The organism is Microvirga guangxiensis (assembly GCF_900102135.1).
Classification (GTDB): Bacteria; Pseudomonadota; Alphaproteobacteria; order Rhizobiales; family Beijerinckiaceae; genus Microvirga; species Microvirga guangxiensis.
Genome location: NZ_FMVJ01000006.1, coordinates 288,807 through 304,264, shown reverse-complemented (window position 1 = coordinate 304,264; position 15,458 = coordinate 288,807). Strand labels below are relative to the sequence as shown.

General features: G+C 63.9%; 16 protein-coding genes. 8 read left to right on the top strand and 8 right to left on the bottom strand.

Translation table 11 applies throughout. From position 1 onward, the window contains the following. Positions 1-19: 19 nt before the first annotated feature. Genes BLP10_RS12425 through BLP10_RS12395 form a run of 7 tightly spaced genes read right to left on the bottom strand, consistent with a single transcriptional unit; the run spans position 20 to position 7,667 of the window. A complete protein-coding gene (locus tag BLP10_RS12425) occupies positions 20-1,276 on the bottom strand; it encodes a molybdopterin molybdotransferase MoeA (RefSeq protein WP_091134842.1) in 1,257 nt (418 codons plus the stop codon). Then, a complete protein-coding gene (moaC, locus tag BLP10_RS12420) occupies positions 1,273-1,749 on the bottom strand; it encodes a cyclic pyranopterin monophosphate synthase MoaC (RefSeq protein ID WP_091134840.1) in 477 nt (158 codons plus the stop codon). Before moaC ends, BLP10_RS12425 begins: the two co-directional genes overlap by 4 nt. Then, positions 1,746-2,546, bottom strand: a complete 801-nt coding sequence (trpC, locus tag BLP10_RS12415; protein ID WP_091134838.1) for an indole-3-glycerol phosphate synthase TrpC — start codon at positions 2,544-2,546, stop codon at positions 1,746-1,748. Before trpC ends, moaC begins: the two co-directional genes overlap by 4 nt. A gap of 7 nt (positions 2,547-2,553) precedes the next feature. Next, a complete protein-coding gene (trpD, locus tag BLP10_RS12410; protein ID WP_091134836.1) occupies positions 2,554-3,567 on the bottom strand; it encodes an anthranilate phosphoribosyltransferase in 1,014 nt (337 codons plus the stop codon). A 19-nt stretch (positions 3,568-3,586) separates the two neighbouring features. After that, positions 3,587-4,195: an anthranilate synthase component II gene (locus BLP10_RS12405; RefSeq protein WP_091134834.1), complete on the bottom strand. Its 609-nt coding sequence runs from the start codon at positions 4,193-4,195 to the stop codon at positions 3,587-3,589. Between the two features lie 49 nt (positions 4,196-4,244). Further along, entirely contained in the window at positions 4,245-5,765 is a 1,521-nt protein-coding gene (gene trpE, locus BLP10_RS12400) for an anthranilate synthase component I (protein ID WP_091134832.1), read from the bottom strand. 3 nt (positions 5,766-5,768) lie between these two features. Next, entirely contained in the window at positions 5,769-7,667 is a 1,899-nt protein-coding gene (locus BLP10_RS12395) for a peptidylprolyl isomerase (RefSeq protein WP_091134830.1), read from the bottom strand. A 135-nt stretch (positions 7,668-7,802) separates the two neighbouring features. On the opposite strand from BLP10_RS12395, the gene tpiA reads away from it, so the two are divergent. From tpiA to BLP10_RS12355, 8 genes are all read left to right on the top strand, one after another. After that, complete coding sequence (tpiA, locus tag BLP10_RS12390) at positions 7,803-8,573, top strand: triose-phosphate isomerase (RefSeq protein ID WP_091134828.1); 771 nt, start codon at positions 7,803-7,805, stop codon at positions 8,571-8,573. A 174-nt stretch (positions 8,574-8,747) separates the two neighbouring features. Beyond that, entirely contained in the window at positions 8,748-9,161 is a 414-nt protein-coding gene (gene secG, locus BLP10_RS12385; protein ID WP_091134826.1) for a preprotein translocase subunit SecG, read from the top strand. Between the two features lie 106 nt (positions 9,162-9,267). After that, positions 9,268-10,896, top strand: coding sequence for a CTP synthase (locus BLP10_RS12380; protein ID WP_091134824.1), 1,629 nt, complete (start codon positions 9,268-9,270; stop codon positions 10,894-10,896). Between the two features lie 77 nt (positions 10,897-10,973). Then, a complete protein-coding gene (locus BLP10_RS12375) occupies positions 10,974-11,156 on the top strand; it encodes a hypothetical protein (RefSeq protein ID WP_091134822.1) in 183 nt (60 codons plus the stop codon). 116 nt (positions 11,157-11,272) lie between these two features. Beyond that, positions 11,273-12,142 carry a VOC family protein gene (locus BLP10_RS12370; RefSeq protein ID WP_091134820.1) on the top strand — a complete coding sequence of 290 codons (870 nt, stop codon included), beginning with the start codon at positions 11,273-11,275 and terminating at the stop codon, positions 12,140-12,142. A gap of 46 nt (positions 12,143-12,188) precedes the next feature. Then, positions 12,189-12,590, top strand: coding sequence for a DUF350 domain-containing protein (locus BLP10_RS12365; RefSeq protein WP_091134818.1), 402 nt, complete (start codon positions 12,189-12,191; stop codon positions 12,588-12,590). 178 nt (positions 12,591-12,768) lie between these two features. Further along, positions 12,769-13,617: a 3-deoxy-8-phosphooctulonate synthase gene (kdsA, locus tag BLP10_RS12360; RefSeq protein ID WP_091134815.1), complete on the top strand. Its 849-nt coding sequence runs from the start codon at positions 12,769-12,771 to the stop codon at positions 13,615-13,617. A gap of 124 nt (positions 13,618-13,741) precedes the next feature. Beyond that, positions 13,742-14,899, top strand: a complete 1,158-nt coding sequence (locus tag BLP10_RS12355; protein WP_091134813.1) for an MFS transporter — start codon at positions 13,742-13,744, stop codon at positions 14,897-14,899. Here BLP10_RS12355 and queF read toward each other — a convergent pair. Continuing rightward, the gene (queF, locus tag BLP10_RS12350) at positions 14,896-15,348 is read right to left on the bottom strand and encodes a preQ(1) synthase (RefSeq protein ID WP_091134811.1); all 453 of its coding nucleotides are present in this window, start codon (positions 15,346-15,348) and stop codon (positions 14,896-14,898) included. The two genes, BLP10_RS12355 and queF, sit on opposite strands and share 4 nt — an antisense overlap. Positions 15,349-15,458: the final 110 nt, after the last annotated feature.

Genomic DNA, 15,458 nt, shown 5'->3' with positions numbered 1-15,458 from the left:
CTTAAGGTGAAACGTATTTTTAGCAGAAGCGCGACAGCCGGATAACCCTGCAAGGCTCTCCCGCATGAGCCGCGGGTGCGTGAGGCGGGCGCACCAGAAGCGCCTCGGAGCGTTCAAGGATGCTCAGCATCGACGAATCCTGAATCAGGTGGGGCGTGGCGACCGGAAGCGGGATTCGTTCTGCGCGATGGGTGAGGGCGACCTCGAACTCTTCGGAAGAGAGCGAGGCGCGCATGTAGTCCTGCCGTGGGCCGTTTGCTGGCAAGTCAGCCCCCAGAATCGCAGCCTCCGTCGGGTCCGCATCGGGTTGGGCGTCGCCTAGCAGCGCACGAATGGCCGGGATGAGGAAGAGGACTGCGCAGACCAGCGACGAGACCGGATTGCCGGGAAGGCCCAGAAGCAGCATGTCGTCGAGCTTTCCATGCATCTGAGGCTTGCCGGGCCGAAGCGCCACGCGCCAGAAGCCGAGTTCCATGCCTTGCTGCTGCAGGGCCTGTTGCACGAGGTCGTGCTCGCCGACAGATGCGCCGCCGAGCGTGACGAGGATATCCGCCTTCGCATCGCGCGCGGCTTGGATTCTCTCCTCCAGGGATTCGAGCGTGTCGCGCGCAATTCCGAGATCGATGGCTTCTCCGCCGGCTTTTTCCACCATCAATGCGGTGGCAGGCAGGCTCGAGGCGGTGATCTGATCGGGACCGGCGGTCTCGCCTGCACGCACCAATTCATCACCGGTAGCGAGAATGGCGATGCGTGGCTTGCAGCGCACAGGCAGCGTTCCGTGGCCCATGGCTGCAGCCAGGCCGATATGGCGAGCATCGAGGCAGAGACCCGCCTGCAGCAGCACATCGCCTGCCGCGAAGTCGAGACCGGCCTTGCGGATGTGCTGGCTGTGACGCGGACGCTCCTTCACGATCACCTGATCGCCGGATTGCTCCGTGTCCTCCTGGATCACGACCGTATCCGCGCCGTCCGGCAGGGGAGCTCCTGTAAAGATGCGCACAGCCTGCTGCGGCCCTACATTCCCCACGAAACGGCGTCCTGCAGCGCTTGTGCCGATCAGATGCAATGATGTGGGAACCTGATCCACATCGACGCTGCGGACGGCATAGCCGTCCATGGCCGAAGCTGGAAAGGGCGGCTGATCGCGAAGGGCGCTTACATCCTCAGCAAGCGCACGGCCTGCACAGTGAATCAGCGGCACGCGCTCAATGGAAACCGGCTTTGCGACGCTTGCCAGCACGCGGGACAGAGCATCCTCGACCGGGATCAGGCTCATGGTGCCTCATACATTCCTGAGCGTCCGCCGCTCTTCATGCGAAGGCGCACGTTCTCGATCCGCATGCCTTTGTCGGCGGCTTTCACCATGTCATAGATCGTCAGGCACGTAACGGAAACGGCGGTGAGCGCTTCCATCTCGACGCCGGTCTGACCCGAAACCTTCACCTCCGCGGTCACGCGGATGCCGGGCAGGGCTTCATCGAGCGCGCAATCGACCTTCACTTTGGAAATCATGAGCGGATGGCAGAGTGGGATCAGCTCGTGCGTGCGCTTGGAGGCCATGATGCCTGCCAGCCGCGCGGTGCCGAGCACATCGCCCTTCTTCGCATCGCCCTGACGGATCAGCGCGAGGGTTTCCGGCTGCATCACCACGCAACCTTCGGCAATCGCGGTGCGGCTGGTGACATCCTTTTCCGAGACGTCGACCATGTTGGCCTCGCCGCTCGCATCGAGATGCGTGAGCTTCGTCATGCCGCCTCGCCGAACAGAAGACGCCGGGTGGCAGCCGTTACATCCGTCTGGCGCATCAGGCTCTCGCCCACGAGGAAGGTGCGGATATTCACCTTCGATAGCCGTTCGATGTCCTCAAGCGTGAAGATGCCGCTCTCGCCGACGATGATGCGGTCGGATGGAATAAGCGGGGCGAGCTCTTCGCTCACGGTGAGCGATACCTCGAACGTGCGCAGGTTGCGGTTGTTGATGCCGATGAGCTTGGTGCCGAGCGGGATCGCGCGCTCCAGCTCCGGACGATCATGCACCTCGACCAGCACGTCCATGCCGAGTTCGTGGGCCGTGTCGATGAGCGCGCGCGCTTCGTCGTCCGTTACGCTTGCCATGATCACGAGAATGCAATCGGCGCCCCAGGCCCGCGCCTCGTAAACCTGATACGGCTCGAACAGGAAATCCTTGCGCAGCGCCGGAAGGCCGGAGGCTTCGCGTGCCTGGTTCAGGTACTCGGGCTTGCCCTGGAAAGACGGCTCGTCGGTGAGAACGGAAAGGCAGGTCGCGCCGCCATCGGCATAAGCCCTGGCCAGGCTCGGCGGATCGAAATCGGCGCGGATCAGGCCCTTCGAGGGGCTTGCCTTCTTCACCTCGGCAATCAGGGCGGGGCGTCCCTCGGAGAGATGCTGCTCGATCGCCTTCGCAAAGCCACGCGGGGGCGATGCCTGCAGCGCAAGGCGCTTCATCTCGTCAAAAGGAATGGCAGCCTTCGCCGCAGCGATTTCCTGGCGCTTGTAGGCTTCGATCTGGCTCAGAACGTCGGTCATGACAGCCTCAAGCGTTGGAGACTTTGACGAGGCGCTCCAGCGTGCCCTTGGCCGCGCCGCTATCCAGCGCCTGCGACGCACGCTCCACCCCATCGCGCAGGTTCGTCACCGCATCCGCGATCAGGAGCGAGGCGGCTGCGTTGAGGACGGCTACGTCGCGATAGGCATTGCGCGCTCCGTCGAGCACAGCGCGGAGCGCTTTCGCATTGTGCTCCGGATCGCCGCCCTTCAGGTCCTCGAGCTTCGAGATCGGCAGGCCGACCTCCTCGGGCGTGACCGTGAAGCGGCGGATCGTTCCGTTCTCGAGGGCAGCCACGAAGGTCCGGCCCGTCGTGGTCATTTCGTCGAGCCCGTCGGAGCCATGCACGGTCCAGACCTTGCGCGAGCCCATTTCCTTCAGAACCTGGGTGAGGGGATCGAGCCAAGCTTCTGAAAAAACGCCGAGAAGCTGGTTCTTCACACCGGCCGGGTTGGAGAGCGGGCCGAGCAGGTTGAAAATCGTGCGGGTGCCAAGCTCCACGCGCACCGGCGCTACGTGGCGCATGGCGGCATGATGGGTCTGGGCGAACATGAAGCAGACCCCGGCTTCTTTGACGCAGCGCTCAAGGCCGCTCGGGTCGAGACCGAGTTTCACGCCGAGGCTTGCGAGTACATCCGCCGTGCCGGACTTGGAGGAGGCCGCGCGATTGCCGTGCTTGGCCACAGGCACTCCGCTGGCCGCGACGATGATCGAGGCCAGCGTCGAGATGTTGTAGCTGCCCGAGTGGTCGCCGCCCGTGCCCACGATGTCGATCGCGTTCTCGGGCGCCTTCACGGGAAGCATGCGCCCGCGCATGGCGGAGACGGCGCCGACGATCTCGTCGAGCGCCTCGCCGCGAACGCGGAGGGCCATGAGGAATGCGCCACCCTGGGCTGGCGTCACTTCGCCGGAGAGGAGATCGTCAAATGCCGATCGCGCTTCGTCCCGGGTCAGCGATGCGCCGGTGGCGACTTTGGCGAGATAGGATTTGAAGGATTCCATCGGTTCAATGCCTTGGGGTTTAAGCGGCGGTCGGGCGGTGCTCGGCGTTCCAGGCCGCCGCCAGATCGAAGAAGTTGCGCATGATCGTGGTGCCATGCTCCGAGAGGATGCTCTCGGGGTGGAACTGCACGCCATGGATCGGAAGCGAGCGGTGCGACAGGCCCATGACAAGGCCATCGGCCGTCTCTGCGGTGACAGCGAGGTCCGCCGGGCAGGTTTCCCGATCCACGATCAGGGAGTGATAGCGGGTCGCCTTGAACGGGCCGTTGATGCCGCGGAACACTGCCTGCCCGCTGTGCTCCACCTCGGACACCTTGCCGTGCATAGGCAGCGGGGCGCGGGAAACCGTGCCTCCGAAGACCTGCCCGATGGTCTGAAGGCCGAGGCAGACGCCGAAGGTCGGAATGGTGGGCGAGGCGCGCTGCACGAGATCCAGGCAGATGCCGGCCTCATTGGGCGTGCAGGGGCCCGGCGACAGCACGATGGCATCGGGCGGCGAAGCCAGAACCTCATCCGTGGTGATGGCGTCGTTGCGCACCACATCGACGGATGTTGCGAGTGGACCGAGCAGATGCACCAGATTCCAGGTGAAGCTGTCGTAATTGTCGATCACGAGAACGCGGGTCATGGCGCACCGACGTTCGCGTAATGAGGAAGGGCGGTCAAGGGCAGGCCCATCATTGACCGATCCTCGCCTGGCTTGCGAAGCGCACGGCTTCTTCGGCAGCCTTGAACAGCGCCTTGGACTTGTTGATGCATTCCTGCTGCTCGGAGGCCGGATCGGAATCGTAGACGATGCCCGCGCCTGCCTGGACGGCCATGCGCCCATCCTTCACGACGGCCGTGCGCAGCACGATGCAGGTGTCCATCTCGCCGTTGGCACCGAAATAGCCGATGCAACCGGCATAAGGTCCGCGCTTGTCCTTCTCCAACTCGTCGATGATCTGCATGGCGCGCACTTTCGGCGCGCCGGAGACGGTTCCGGCCGGGAAGCCTGCCGTCAGGGCGTCGAGGGCGTCGAAGGAGGGATCGAGCCTGCCTTCCACGTTCGAGACGATGTGCATCACCTGGCTGTAATATTCGAGGAAGAACGAATCCGTGACCTGCACGGTGCCCATCTCCGCCACGCGGCCCACATCGTTGCGGCCGAGATCGAGCAGCATGAGGTGCTCGGCGCGCTCCTTCTGGTCGGCGAGGAGGCTTTCCGCGTGGGCGCGATCCTCGGCGGCCGTCTTGCCGCGCGGGCGAGTTCCGGCGATGGGTCGGATCGTGACCTTGCCGTCGCGCATCCGCACCAGGATCTCCGGCGAGGAGCAGACGATCTGGAAATCCTCGAAGTCGAGATAGCAGAGGAACGGCGCCGGATTGACACGTCGCAACGAGCGATAAAGAGCGAAGGCGGGCAGGGGGAAGGCTGCCTCGAAACGCTGGGACAGCACCACCTGGAAGATGTCTCCGGCGCGGATGTAATCCTTGGCCTTCGCCACCATCGCCTCGAACTCTTCCGGCGTCGTATTCGACACCGGCGGATCGAAATGGATGGCGGTCGGATCGGTGCGATCCTCGATAGGAAGCGGCTGTTCGAGGGACTGTGTCACTCCGTCGATCCGCGAGAGCGCTGCCTCATAGGCCGCCTTCGCTGAAACTCCGGGTTGAGGCCGCACCGGCGTGATGAGCGAGACTTCGTCCTTTACCGCATCGAACACCACCATCACGGTCGGGCGGATGAGGATGGCGTCCGGCACCTTCAGCACGTCCGGATTGGGCTCGGGCAGGCGCTCCATCTGGCGCACCATGTCGTAGCCGAGATAGCCGAAGAGGCCCGCCGCCATGGGCGGCAGGTCGTCGGAGAGCGGCAGGGCGCTTTCCTTGATCAAGGCGCGCAGGCTGTCGAGGGCAGGGAGGTCGTCCTCGACGAACTGCTTGTCGCGAGAAAGCGCATGGCGGTCGATGGAAGCGACGCCGTCCTGGCATTGCCACACGAGATCCGGATCGAGACCGATCATCGAAAAGCGGCCGCGCGTGGCGCCGCCTTCGACGGATTCCAGCAGAAAGGCGGAGCCTTTCCGATGGTGCCGCAGCTTGATGAAGGCTGCGACGGGGGTGAGAAGATCGCCCACGAGGGTGGCGCGCAAAACCCCGGCCTCGCCCTCCTCATAAGCCTTCGCGAAAGTCTCGAAATCGGGCGCAATGCTCATGAATCAGAATTCGCCGCTACCGGTCGCCTGCTGCAGGGCCTGCTGGTTGATGGTGACGCCGAGATCCTGGCGGGCCTGGGCGATGTACTGGTTGATCAGGTCGTCGCTCATGCCGTTGCGCAGCTGCGTATCGATGTTCTGCGCTTCCTGCGTGGTGGTGACCATCGGAGGCACAGTGGCCGCCGTGACCTTGAAGACGGCGCGGGAATCGGCAGCGTTCGAAGCATTGCCCGCCTTGCCCACGGGGGTGGCGAAGATGCGGTTCACGGCTTCCGCCGACAGATCGTCCTTGTTCGCGTTGCGGGCGAGGTCGGTGGCGTTCTTCACCGGCGCGTTCACCTCCTGCGCGACAGCCTCGATGGCTTCGCCCTTCTCAAGGCGCTCGGTGAGCTGACGGGCCTTCTCGGAAAGGCGCTGGCCGACTTGATCGTCGCGCCATTGCGCGACCACCTGATCGCGAACTTCATCGAGGGTCTTCTCACGGGAAGCCTCGATGCCGGTCACGTCGTACCAGACATAGCCGGAACCGGTGCGCAGAGCCTCGTTGTCCACGCCCATATCCGAGGCGAAGACCGCCTTGGCGAAGGCGTCACGCTCGGGCACATCGACCGGGTTTCCGGCCTTGTCGAGGCCCTGGGCGTCGATGGCTGGAATCTGGATAAGGGTCAGGCCCTTCTCCTTGGCGATATCGGCCAGCGGCTTTGCGCCGGCGCGCAGGTCCTCGATCTCGTCGTGGATCTTCTCAAGCTCGCTCTGGGCGCGCTCGCGGGCGATCTCGCTGCGGATTTCGGCGGCCACTTCCTCGAAGGGGCGCACGGCTTCCGGCTGAATCTGCGTGACACGGAGGAGCACCGGGCCGAAGCGTCCGGCGACCGGGGCGCTCACGCCGTTCTGCTCCAGCGCGAAGGCGGCCTCGGCCACGGCCGGATCGAGCATTTCGGCCCTCGTGAACGTGCCGAGGTCCAGGCCGGAGGCCGCGACGCCGCGCTCGGCGGCAACGGCTTCGAAGGCCGCGCCTTCCTTGATCTTGGCGGATGCAGCCTGCGCATCGTCCATGGAGGTGAAAGGGATCTGCTGGATCGTGCGGCGCTCGGGCTGGCCGTACTTCGCCTTCTGCTGCTCGTAGCGTTGGCGGGCATCCGCGTCCGAGACGGTGTCCGGCTTGGCGATAGCGGCGGCATCAAGCGCCATGGCGTTGGCGGCGCGGTATTCCGGAGCCCGGAATGTGCCCTTGCGCTCTTCATAGAAACTCTGGAGCTGCTCGTTGGTGGGGGCGGGAACGTCACCTGCCAGAGCAGCGGTGAGCAGGAAGTAGGACGCGTTGCGGCGCTCCGCGGCGTAGCGGTGAAGAGCTTCCTTGGCGGCGTTCGGCACGGTCACATCGCCGGCAAGAGCCTCCGCCAGATGAGCGCGGGCCATGGAGGCGCGCTGTTCCTGAACAAATCCCGCCTCGGACAATCCTGCATTGCGGAGCGCCTGATCGAACAGCGCGCGGTTGAACTGGCCGTCGGCGCCCCTGAAGGCCGGATTCTCGACGATGGAGCGGGCCACAAGCTCGTCCGAGACGGAAAGGCCCAGACCTTTTGCCTCCTCGGCCAGCACGGCCTCGGTGACGAGGCTGTTGAGAACCTGCTGATCGAGACCGAACAGGCGGGCCTGCTCCGGCGTGATGACTGTGCGGAACTGACGGCCGAGCTGCTGAAGCTGGTTGGTGTAGGCGTTGCGCACCTGATTGACCGAAATCGTGGTCTTTCCGACCTCTGCCACCGTCGAGGCCGGCTGGGCACGGAAGATGTCGCCGATGCCCCAGATGGCGAAGCTGACGATCAGGGCGCCGAAAAAGATGAAGGCAATCGCTTTGCCGACAACGGTCTGGCCGGCCTTGCGCATGTTCCGAAGCATCGTGAACCCGTTCTCAAAAAACTCGTTTAACAGGGCGATAGCCCATCAAAGGCCCGGGGAAAAGGGCAAGTCTGGTTGAAAGAAGCCCTAAGGCTCTGCTACTGCCAAGTTATCAAGCGTGACAGGAGTGCATGAATGAGCGTCGATCGGCCACGCCCGCTGGTAGCGGGAAACTGGAAAATGAACGGATTGATGAGGTCCTCCGCGAAGGTCCTTGGCGAAGTTCATGCCGGCTACACGCCCGGCCTCAGAGCCAGGGTCGACCTCGTCGTCTGCCCCCCGGCAACGCTCGTCTCGGCTTTCGCTCACATGTCCGTGGGCACTCGGGTCGGGATCGGCGGCCAGGATTGCCACGCCAAGGAATCGGGCGCTTTCACCGGCGATGTTTCCGCCGAGATGCTGGCCGATGCCGGAGCGGCTTACGTCCTCGTCGGCCATTCCGAGCGCCGCCAGTACCACAAGGAAAAGGATGCGGATGTCTGCGCCAAGGCTGTGGCGGCCCATAGGGCAGGGCTCACGGCCATCGTCTGCGTGGGCGAAACCCGCGAGGAGCGCGAGGCCGGCAAAACCCTCGCTGTCGTCCGCAAGCAGCTGCGGGGCTCAATTCCGGTCGATTCCAACAGCCACAACCTCGTGGTGGCTTATGAGCCCGTCTGGGCCATCGGGACTGGCCTGACCCCGACCGCCGCGGACGTGGCAGAGGTCCATGCCGCCATCCGCGAGGAGCTGAAGCGCCTCGTGGGCAAGGCCGATCATGCCAAGGTGCGCATTCTCTACGGCGGCTCCGTAAAACCCTCGAACGCAGCCGAGCTGATGGCTGTGGAGAACGTCAACGGCGCTCTCGTGGGAGGCGCAAGCCTCGTTGCTGCAGATTTCCTGGCGATTGCCGGGGCATATCTCAGCTAAGGGGCTTACCGATAAGCGTTTTGCCTCATTTCTGGTCGGCAAAGCGCTTTCAACCCGCAAAAGGCGGCTTGCGGGTCTTTGATCCTGCGCCCACCTATGCTACAGGCCGCCGCAACGAACGGATTGCGAGCGGCTGACGCATTTTGAGCGCAGCCGCTTGAGGTTTTTGGAACGATGCAAACAGTTCTCATCATAGTCCACCTGATCATTGTGCTCGCCCTGATCGGCGTGGTTCTCCTGCAGCGCTCCGAGGGCGGCGGCATGGGCCTCGGCGGCGGTGGCGGAGGCGGTGTATCCGGCTTCATGACCGGTCGCGGCCAAGCCAATGCGCTCACCCGCGCCACAGCGATTCTTGCCGGCCTCTTCTTCGTGACGAGCATCGCGCTCACCGTCATGGCGACGTCGGGCCGCGCACCTCGCTCGATCCTCGACGGCGCTGCTCCGGCGGCTCCCGCAGGCCAGCAGGCGCCCGGCGCCCCGCAGGGCGGCAACGTCCTCGAGCAGCTTCAGCGCCTCCAGGGTGATCAACCGGCTGCCCCGGCTGTCCCCGGCGCTCCGGTGCCGGCGCCCGCAGCGCCCCAGCAGTAAGCGAACAGCAGGGCCGGACCTCCGGCCCTCTTCTTTTGTGGATGGTTTCGGAGTGTGACGATTCGCGGATTGCGAATCGGCACTCCTTTTTGATGGATAGGGGTCCATGACGCGGTACGTATTTATCACCGGCGGCGTGGTGTCTTCGCTCGGCAAGGGTCTGGCTTCGGCGGCCCTGGGAGCGCTTCTCCAAGCTCGCGGCTACAAGGTCAGGCTTCGTAAGCTCGACCCATATCTCAACGTCGATCCGGGGACGATGAGCCCCTATCAGCACGGCGAGGTCTTCGTGACCGATGACGGTGCCGAGACGGATCTCGACCTCGGCCATTACGAGCGCTTCACCGGCGTTCCGGCCACCAAAGCCGACAACATCACCACCGGCCGGATCTATCTCGACATCATCACCAAGGAGCGGCGCGGCGACTATCTCGGCGCCACGATCCAGGTGATTCCGCATGTCACGAACGCCATCAAGGACTTCGTGCTCACGGGCAACGAGGGCTTCGACTTCGTGCTGGTCGAGATCGGCGGCACGGTCGGCGACATCGAGGGCCTTCCGTTCTTCGAGGCGATCCGCCAGCTCGGCAACGATCTGCCGCGCGGCCAGGCGATCTACGTCCATCTGACGCTGCTGCCGTTCATCCCGTCCGCGGGCGAGCTGAAGACCAAGCCGACGCAGCACTCCGTCGCGGAACTGCGCTCCATCGGCATCCAGCCCGACATCCTGCTCTGCCGTACGGATCGCGAGATTCCGAAGGACGAGCGCCGCAAGCTCGCTCTCTTCTGTAACGTGCGCGAGACGGCTGTGATCGAGGCGCGCGACGCCCGTTCGATCTACGACGTGCCGCTGGCCTATCACGAAGCCGGTCTCGACAGCGAGGTTCTGGCCGCTTTCGGCCTCGATGCCGCCAAGGCTCCGAATCTGAGCCGCTGGACTGGCATTTCCGAGCGCGTGCACAATCCCGAGGGCGAGGTGAACATCGCCGTCGTCGGCAAGTACACAGGCTTGAAGGACGCCTACAAGTCGCTCATCGAGTCCCTGCACCATGGTGGCATCGCCAACCAGGTGAAGGTGAACCTGCACTGGATCGAGAGCGAGGTTTTCGAGAACGAGGACCCGGCTCCGTTCCTGGAAGGCATTCATGGAATCATGGTGCCCGGCGGCTTTGGCCAGCGCGGCGCAGAAGGCAAGATCCGGGCGGCCAAGTTCGCCCGCGAGCGCAAGGTGCCGTATTTTGGCATCTGTTTCGGCATGCAGATGGCCGTGATCGAGGCGGCGCGTTCGCTCGCCGGCATCAAGGACGCCAACTCGACCGAGTTCGGCCCAACCCCTGAGCCCGTTGTCGGCCTGATGACCGAGTGGCTGCGCGGCAACGAACTCGAGAAGCGTACCTCCAGCGGCGATCTCGGCGGCACCATGCGCCTCGGCGCCTATCAGGCCAAACTCGCCCCCGGCAGCAAGGTGGCGGAGATCTATGGCGGCTCGGAAATCTCCGAGCGTCACCGTCACCGCTACGAGGTGAACATGTCCTATCGCGAGAAGCTGGAAGCCAAGGGCTTGCGCTTCTCCGGCGTGTCGCCCGACGGCGTTCTGCCCGAGATCGTGGAATACGAGGACCATCCCTGGTTCATCGGCGTTCAGTACCATCCGGAACTGAAGTCGCGCCCCTTCGAGCCGCACCCGCTCTTCAAGAGCTTTATCCACGCGGCGGTCGAACAGAGCCGCTTAGTCTAAGGAATGTCACGAGACTCGACCCTGGTATTGTAACAATGTACCCTGGTCGAGTTCGTCACCTTGGATTTTGAGAGCCGATGAAGACCAATACAAAGCTTCTCTTGCTGGCCGCTGCTTTCGTCCTGTGTTGTTGCTTCGTGGGAGCAATAGCTTTTGCGGCAGGGATTAGCCTCGGCGGCATCAATGTTGTGATCATACCGAGCTTCGCGACGGTCCTTTTGATCGTAGTGGCCTTTTTTGTTTATTGGATCTTCGACTGACCCGCTTAGCGGCAGCGATGTCCTACCTGTTGTGAAGTAGATTTGTCTTTCAGACGAGTGCCCTAGTTAGTGTGAGCGCTTGTCTCGTGAGACGGCATTGCAGGATATTGGGACATATGAATCGCCGGATCGACCACCTCGTCATTGCCGTTCGCGACCTCGACAAGAGCGCCGATTTTTACCACAGGCTCGGATTCCAGGTCGGCGCGCGCAACCGACATTCCTGGGGCACGGAAAACCGGCTCGTCCAATTTCCCAGCGCGTTCCTCGAGCTGATCACGGTCGGCGAGGGCGCCCGGATCCCGCCGCACAATCAGGGCCATTTCAGCTTCGGTGCTTTCGTGCAGGACTACCTCCGCGACCGTGAGGGGCTCGCCATGCTGGTGCTCGAGAGTCAGGATGCCAAGGCGGACGCCGCATATTTTGCGCAGAAAGGCCTCGGGTCGTTTGAGCCCTTCCATTTCGAGCGTACCGGCAAGAGGCCTGACGGCAGCGACACGAAGGTCGCCTTTACGCTGGCTTTCGCGTCTGACAAGGCCGCGCCCAAGGCGGGCTTCTTCGTCTGTCAGCAGCACTATCCTGAGAACTTCTGGAACCCGGCCTTCCAGGCCCACGAGAACGGAGCCCTGGGGCTGGCGACGGTAGCGCTGGCCGCGCCGGAGCCGAGCCTCTGCAAGAAGTTCCTCGTAGATTTCACGGGCAGCATTCCGACGAGTCCGGCCCTGCACGATCTCTCGTTCCGCCTCGGCGATGCCCATCTCGATGTGATGACGCCGGACGATGCGGCCGAGAGCTATGTCTCGGTCGAGGCCGAGCTGGACCAGCCGTCCTTCGTTGCTTTTGCGGTCCGGGTGGAAGACATCCAGCTCCAGTCCCAGCGGCTGGAAGCGAGCGAAATCCCTTATCAGCATGTGGGCAGCAGGCTCGTGGTGCCGGCCAGCGCCGCCCATGGCGTCGCCATCGCATTCGAGCCAACGCAAAATTAACCATAAGCCCCTAACGATCCTGTGAAATAAATCGTAGGGGCATATCGTGACTTCCACTCTGGCAGGCTTGTTCGACTTCCTGGTCTACTTCGTCGTCGCCGTTATTCTCGTAGCGGTGTACTTGGGCATCTATACCCTCGCGACCATGCACAACGAGTTCGCGCTGATCCGCCAGAACGTAATCTCCGCCTCGACCGCTCTCGGCTTCAGCCTTGTCGGCTTCGCGCTGCCGCTCGGCAGCGCCATCGTCCATGCGCAGGGGATCGTCGACCTGCTCGTCTGGGGCCTCGTGGCCTTGTCGGTTCAAATCCTCGTCTACTGGCTCGTGCGTCTCGTAATGCCGAATCTGTCCCAGCGGATCGCGGCAGGCGAGATGGCCGCGGCCCTGTTCCTCGGCGCCGCCTCGCTCTCCGCCGGCATCATCAACGCCGCGTCGATGACGTTCTAGATGCAACGCGTCATCCCGGACGGCATAGCCGAGCCGGGATCGTCTGCAGGATAGAGCGCCAATCTCGTCATACGATCCCGGATCTTCGCTCCGCTGCGTCCGGGATGACGCCAAGGCTGCTGCGGGTACGACACATCACCGCTTCCCGTTCGGCCTGAAACGGAGTAGGTGACTGCCCATGACCGACACCAAATCGACCCAATCCGTCGTCGAGGCCGGCTCCGTCCGCTTCGGCAATCATCTGCCGCTCAGCATCATTGCGGGCCCCTGCGCCATGGAAAGCCGCGATCACGCGCTGGAAATGGCGGCGGCGCTCAAGGAGATCACGGGGCGCCTCGGCCTCGGTCTCGTCTACAAGTCGTCCTTCGACAAGGCGAACCGCACCTCGATCAACAGCGCCCGCGGCATCGGCCTGGACAGGGCGCTCGCCGTCTTTGCCGAGGTGAAGGAAAAGTTCGGCCTTCCCGTCATTACCGACGTGCATGAGAACGACCAATGCGCTGCTGTCGGCGAGGTGGTCGATATCCTCCAGATTCCGGCCTATCTCTGCCGCCAGACCGACCTTCTCGTCGCCGCCGCCAAGACGGGGCGCGTGGTGAACGTGAAGAAGGGCCAGTTCCTGGCTCCCTGGGACATGGCCAATGTCGCCGAGAAGGTGCGGGCCTCGGGCAATCCCAACGTCATGCTCACCGAGCGCGGCGCTTCCTTCGGCTACAACACCCTTGTCTCGGATATGCGGGGTCTCCCGATCATGGCCGAGACCGGCGCGCCGGTGATCTTCGACGCCACCCATTCCGTGCAGCAGCCTGGCGGCAAGGGCGCGACATCCGGCGGTCAGCGGGAGTTCGTGCCGGTCCTGGCGCGCGCAGCAGTGGCTGTCGGCGTCGCCGGTGTCTTCATCGAGACCCATCAGGATCCCGACAAGGCCCCCTCCGACGGCCCCAACATGGTGCCGCTGAAGGAACTCGAAGCCCTCCTCGCGCAGCTGAAGGCGTTCGACGCGCTGGCCAAGGGCAAGGCGGCATAAGGATCTGCATCTGCCTCTATGAATATTGAGGGGAGCAGGTGTGCGTTCCTGCTTCTCCTCCTTCGACAAGGGCATGATATGAAACGAGAGGCCGCATCCTGCGGCCTTTTTCGTCAAGAGCGTCATGTCCTCACGCAATCTCATCCTGATCCTCGCCGTCAGCGGCTTCGCCAGCACTTTCTCCGCTCGTGCGGTCGAGCCCATGGTGGGAGTGATTGCCCGTGACCTGAGCTCCACGCCGCAGACCATCGCGCTTCTCTCGGCAGCTTTCGCGCTGCCCTATGCCTTCATCCAACCGGTCCTCGGCCCCATCGGCGATGCGCTCGGCAAGGAGCGCGTGATGAAGGTGGCGCTCTCGCTGCTTTTCCTGGCGCTCGCCGGTTCCTTCTTCGCGCCCAATACCGAAACGCTTTTCGCGCTTCGCATCATCGCCGGCATGGCGGCCGGCGGCGCGGTGCCGCTCTCCATCGCTCTCATCGGCGATCGGGTGGAAATGGCCCAGCGCCAGGTGGCGCTCAGCCGCTACCTCGTCGCCGTCATCGTCGGCCAATTGGCAGGCTCGTCGCTCGCCGGACTTCTGGCGGAATGGATCGGCTGGCGCGGCGTGTTCGGCCTCTCGACCCTGATGATGGCCTGCGCCCTGGCTGCCACGGTCATTGGTTTTCGCGGAGCCCTCCCGGGCGGGCGGTTCGATCCGCGCACGGCCATCCTGCGCTATCGGGACATTCTCTCCAATCCACGCGCGCTGTTTCTTTTTGCATCAGTCTTCGTGGAAGCCTGCGCGATCTTCAGCGTCTTTCCCTATATCGCGCCTTTGCTCGAGGAGAGGGGTGGAGGCGGAGCGACCGAGGCCGGTTTCGCCATCGGCGGCTTTGCCGTCGGCGGGCTCGTCTATTCGGCGCTCGTAAGCTGGATGCTCAGAAGGCTCGGGCTCGGGCGCATTCTCATCGGAGGAGGCTTCTTCGCGGCGGCGGCCCTGCTGGCCCTCGGGTTCGCCGGGGACTGGAAGCTCGATTTCCTGGCCCTCCTGTTCATGGGCCTCGGCTTCTACATGATGCACAACACCTTCCAGGCCCAGGTGACCGAGGTCGCGCCGGGAGCGCGCGCTTCCGCCGTCGCGCTCCACGCCTTCTCGTTCTTCTGCGGCCAGGCGCTCGGCGTCGTGCTCATGGGTTTCGGATTGCGCCACATGGGCCTTACGGCCTCGACCATGATCGCGGCAGCCGTCATTCTGGCCGTGGGCGTCAACGCCTCGCTCGTGCTGAGCCGCGGGAAGAACTAGCGGGCCCGATAGGGCGCGACGCCCTGGTCCGGCAGCCAGAGGTTCTTCGGCACTTCGCCCGTCTGCCAGAACACATCGATGGGGATGCCGCCGCGCGGATACCAGTATCCGCCAATGCGCAGGTAGCGAGGCTCCAGCAGTTCCGTCAGGCGCTTGCCGATGGCCACCGTGCAATCCTCATGGAACGCGCCGTGGTTGCGGAAGCTGTGCATGTAGAGCTTGAGCGACTTCGATTCCACGAGCCAGGGCCCTGGCACGTAGTCGATCACGATGATCGCGAAATCGGGCTGTCCGGTCACCGGGCACAGGGAGGTGAATTCCGGCACCGTGAACCGCGCGAGATAGTCGGTATCGGGATGCGGGTTCGGCACCCGGTCGAGCGTCGCCTCTTCGGGAGTTTGGGGCAGGGCGCTTGCCTGCCCTAGCTGGAGATGGGTGTCTGTGATCATATTTCACCTTGGATCAATGCTTTATCGGTTGCTCTCGTCCTTGCCCGCTTCGTGATTTCGGTCAATAAGCCATGTCATGACGTGAGGCCGCACCAGTGTTGACGGCCATT

Excerpts from the sequence above, each read along its gene's own strand:
- queF (WP_091134811.1), bottom strand. The coding sequence starts at position 15,348 with ATGATCACAGACACCCATCTCCAGCTAGGGCAGGCAAGCGCCCTGCCC.
- BLP10_RS12375 (WP_091134822.1), top strand. The coding sequence starts at position 10,974 with ATGAAGACCAATACAAAGCTTCTCTTGCTGGCCGCTGCTTTCGTCCTG.
- BLP10_RS12395 (WP_091134830.1), bottom strand. The coding sequence starts at position 7,667 with ATGCTTCGGAACATGCGCAAGGCCGGCCAGACCGTTGTCGGCAAAGCG.
- moaC (WP_091134840.1), bottom strand. The coding sequence starts at position 1,749 with ATGACGAAGCTCACGCATCTCGATGCGAGCGGCGAGGCCAACATGGTC.
- kdsA (WP_091134815.1), top strand. The coding sequence starts at position 12,769 with ATGACCGACACCAAATCGACCCAATCCGTCGTCGAGGCCGGCTCCGTC.
- BLP10_RS12405 (WP_091134834.1), bottom strand. The coding sequence starts at position 4,195 with ATGACCCGCGTTCTCGTGATCGACAATTACGACAGCTTCACCTGGAAT.
- trpE (WP_091134832.1), bottom strand. The coding sequence starts at position 5,765 with ATGAGCATTGCGCCCGATTTCGAGACTTTCGCGAAGGCTTATGAGGAG.
- BLP10_RS12370 (WP_091134820.1), top strand. The coding sequence starts at position 11,273 with ATGAATCGCCGGATCGACCACCTCGTCATTGCCGTTCGCGACCTCGAC.
- tpiA (WP_091134828.1), top strand. The coding sequence starts at position 7,803 with ATGAGCGTCGATCGGCCACGCCCGCTGGTAGCGGGAAACTGGAAAATG.
- secG (WP_091134826.1), top strand. The coding sequence starts at position 8,748 with ATGCAAACAGTTCTCATCATAGTCCACCTGATCATTGTGCTCGCCCTG.
- BLP10_RS12425 (WP_091134842.1), bottom strand. The coding sequence starts at position 1,276 with ATGAGCCTGATCCCGGTCGAGGATGCTCTGTCCCGCGTGCTGGCAAGC.
- trpC (WP_091134838.1), bottom strand. The coding sequence starts at position 2,546 with ATGACCGACGTTCTGAGCCAGATCGAAGCCTACAAGCGCCAGGAAATC.
- BLP10_RS12355 (WP_091134813.1), top strand. The coding sequence starts at position 13,742 with ATGTCCTCACGCAATCTCATCCTGATCCTCGCCGTCAGCGGCTTCGCC.
- trpD (WP_091134836.1), bottom strand. The coding sequence starts at position 3,567 with ATGGAATCCTTCAAATCCTATCTCGCCAAAGTCGCCACCGGCGCATCG.
- BLP10_RS12380 (WP_091134824.1), top strand. The coding sequence starts at position 9,268 with ATGACGCGGTACGTATTTATCACCGGCGGCGTGGTGTCTTCGCTCGGC.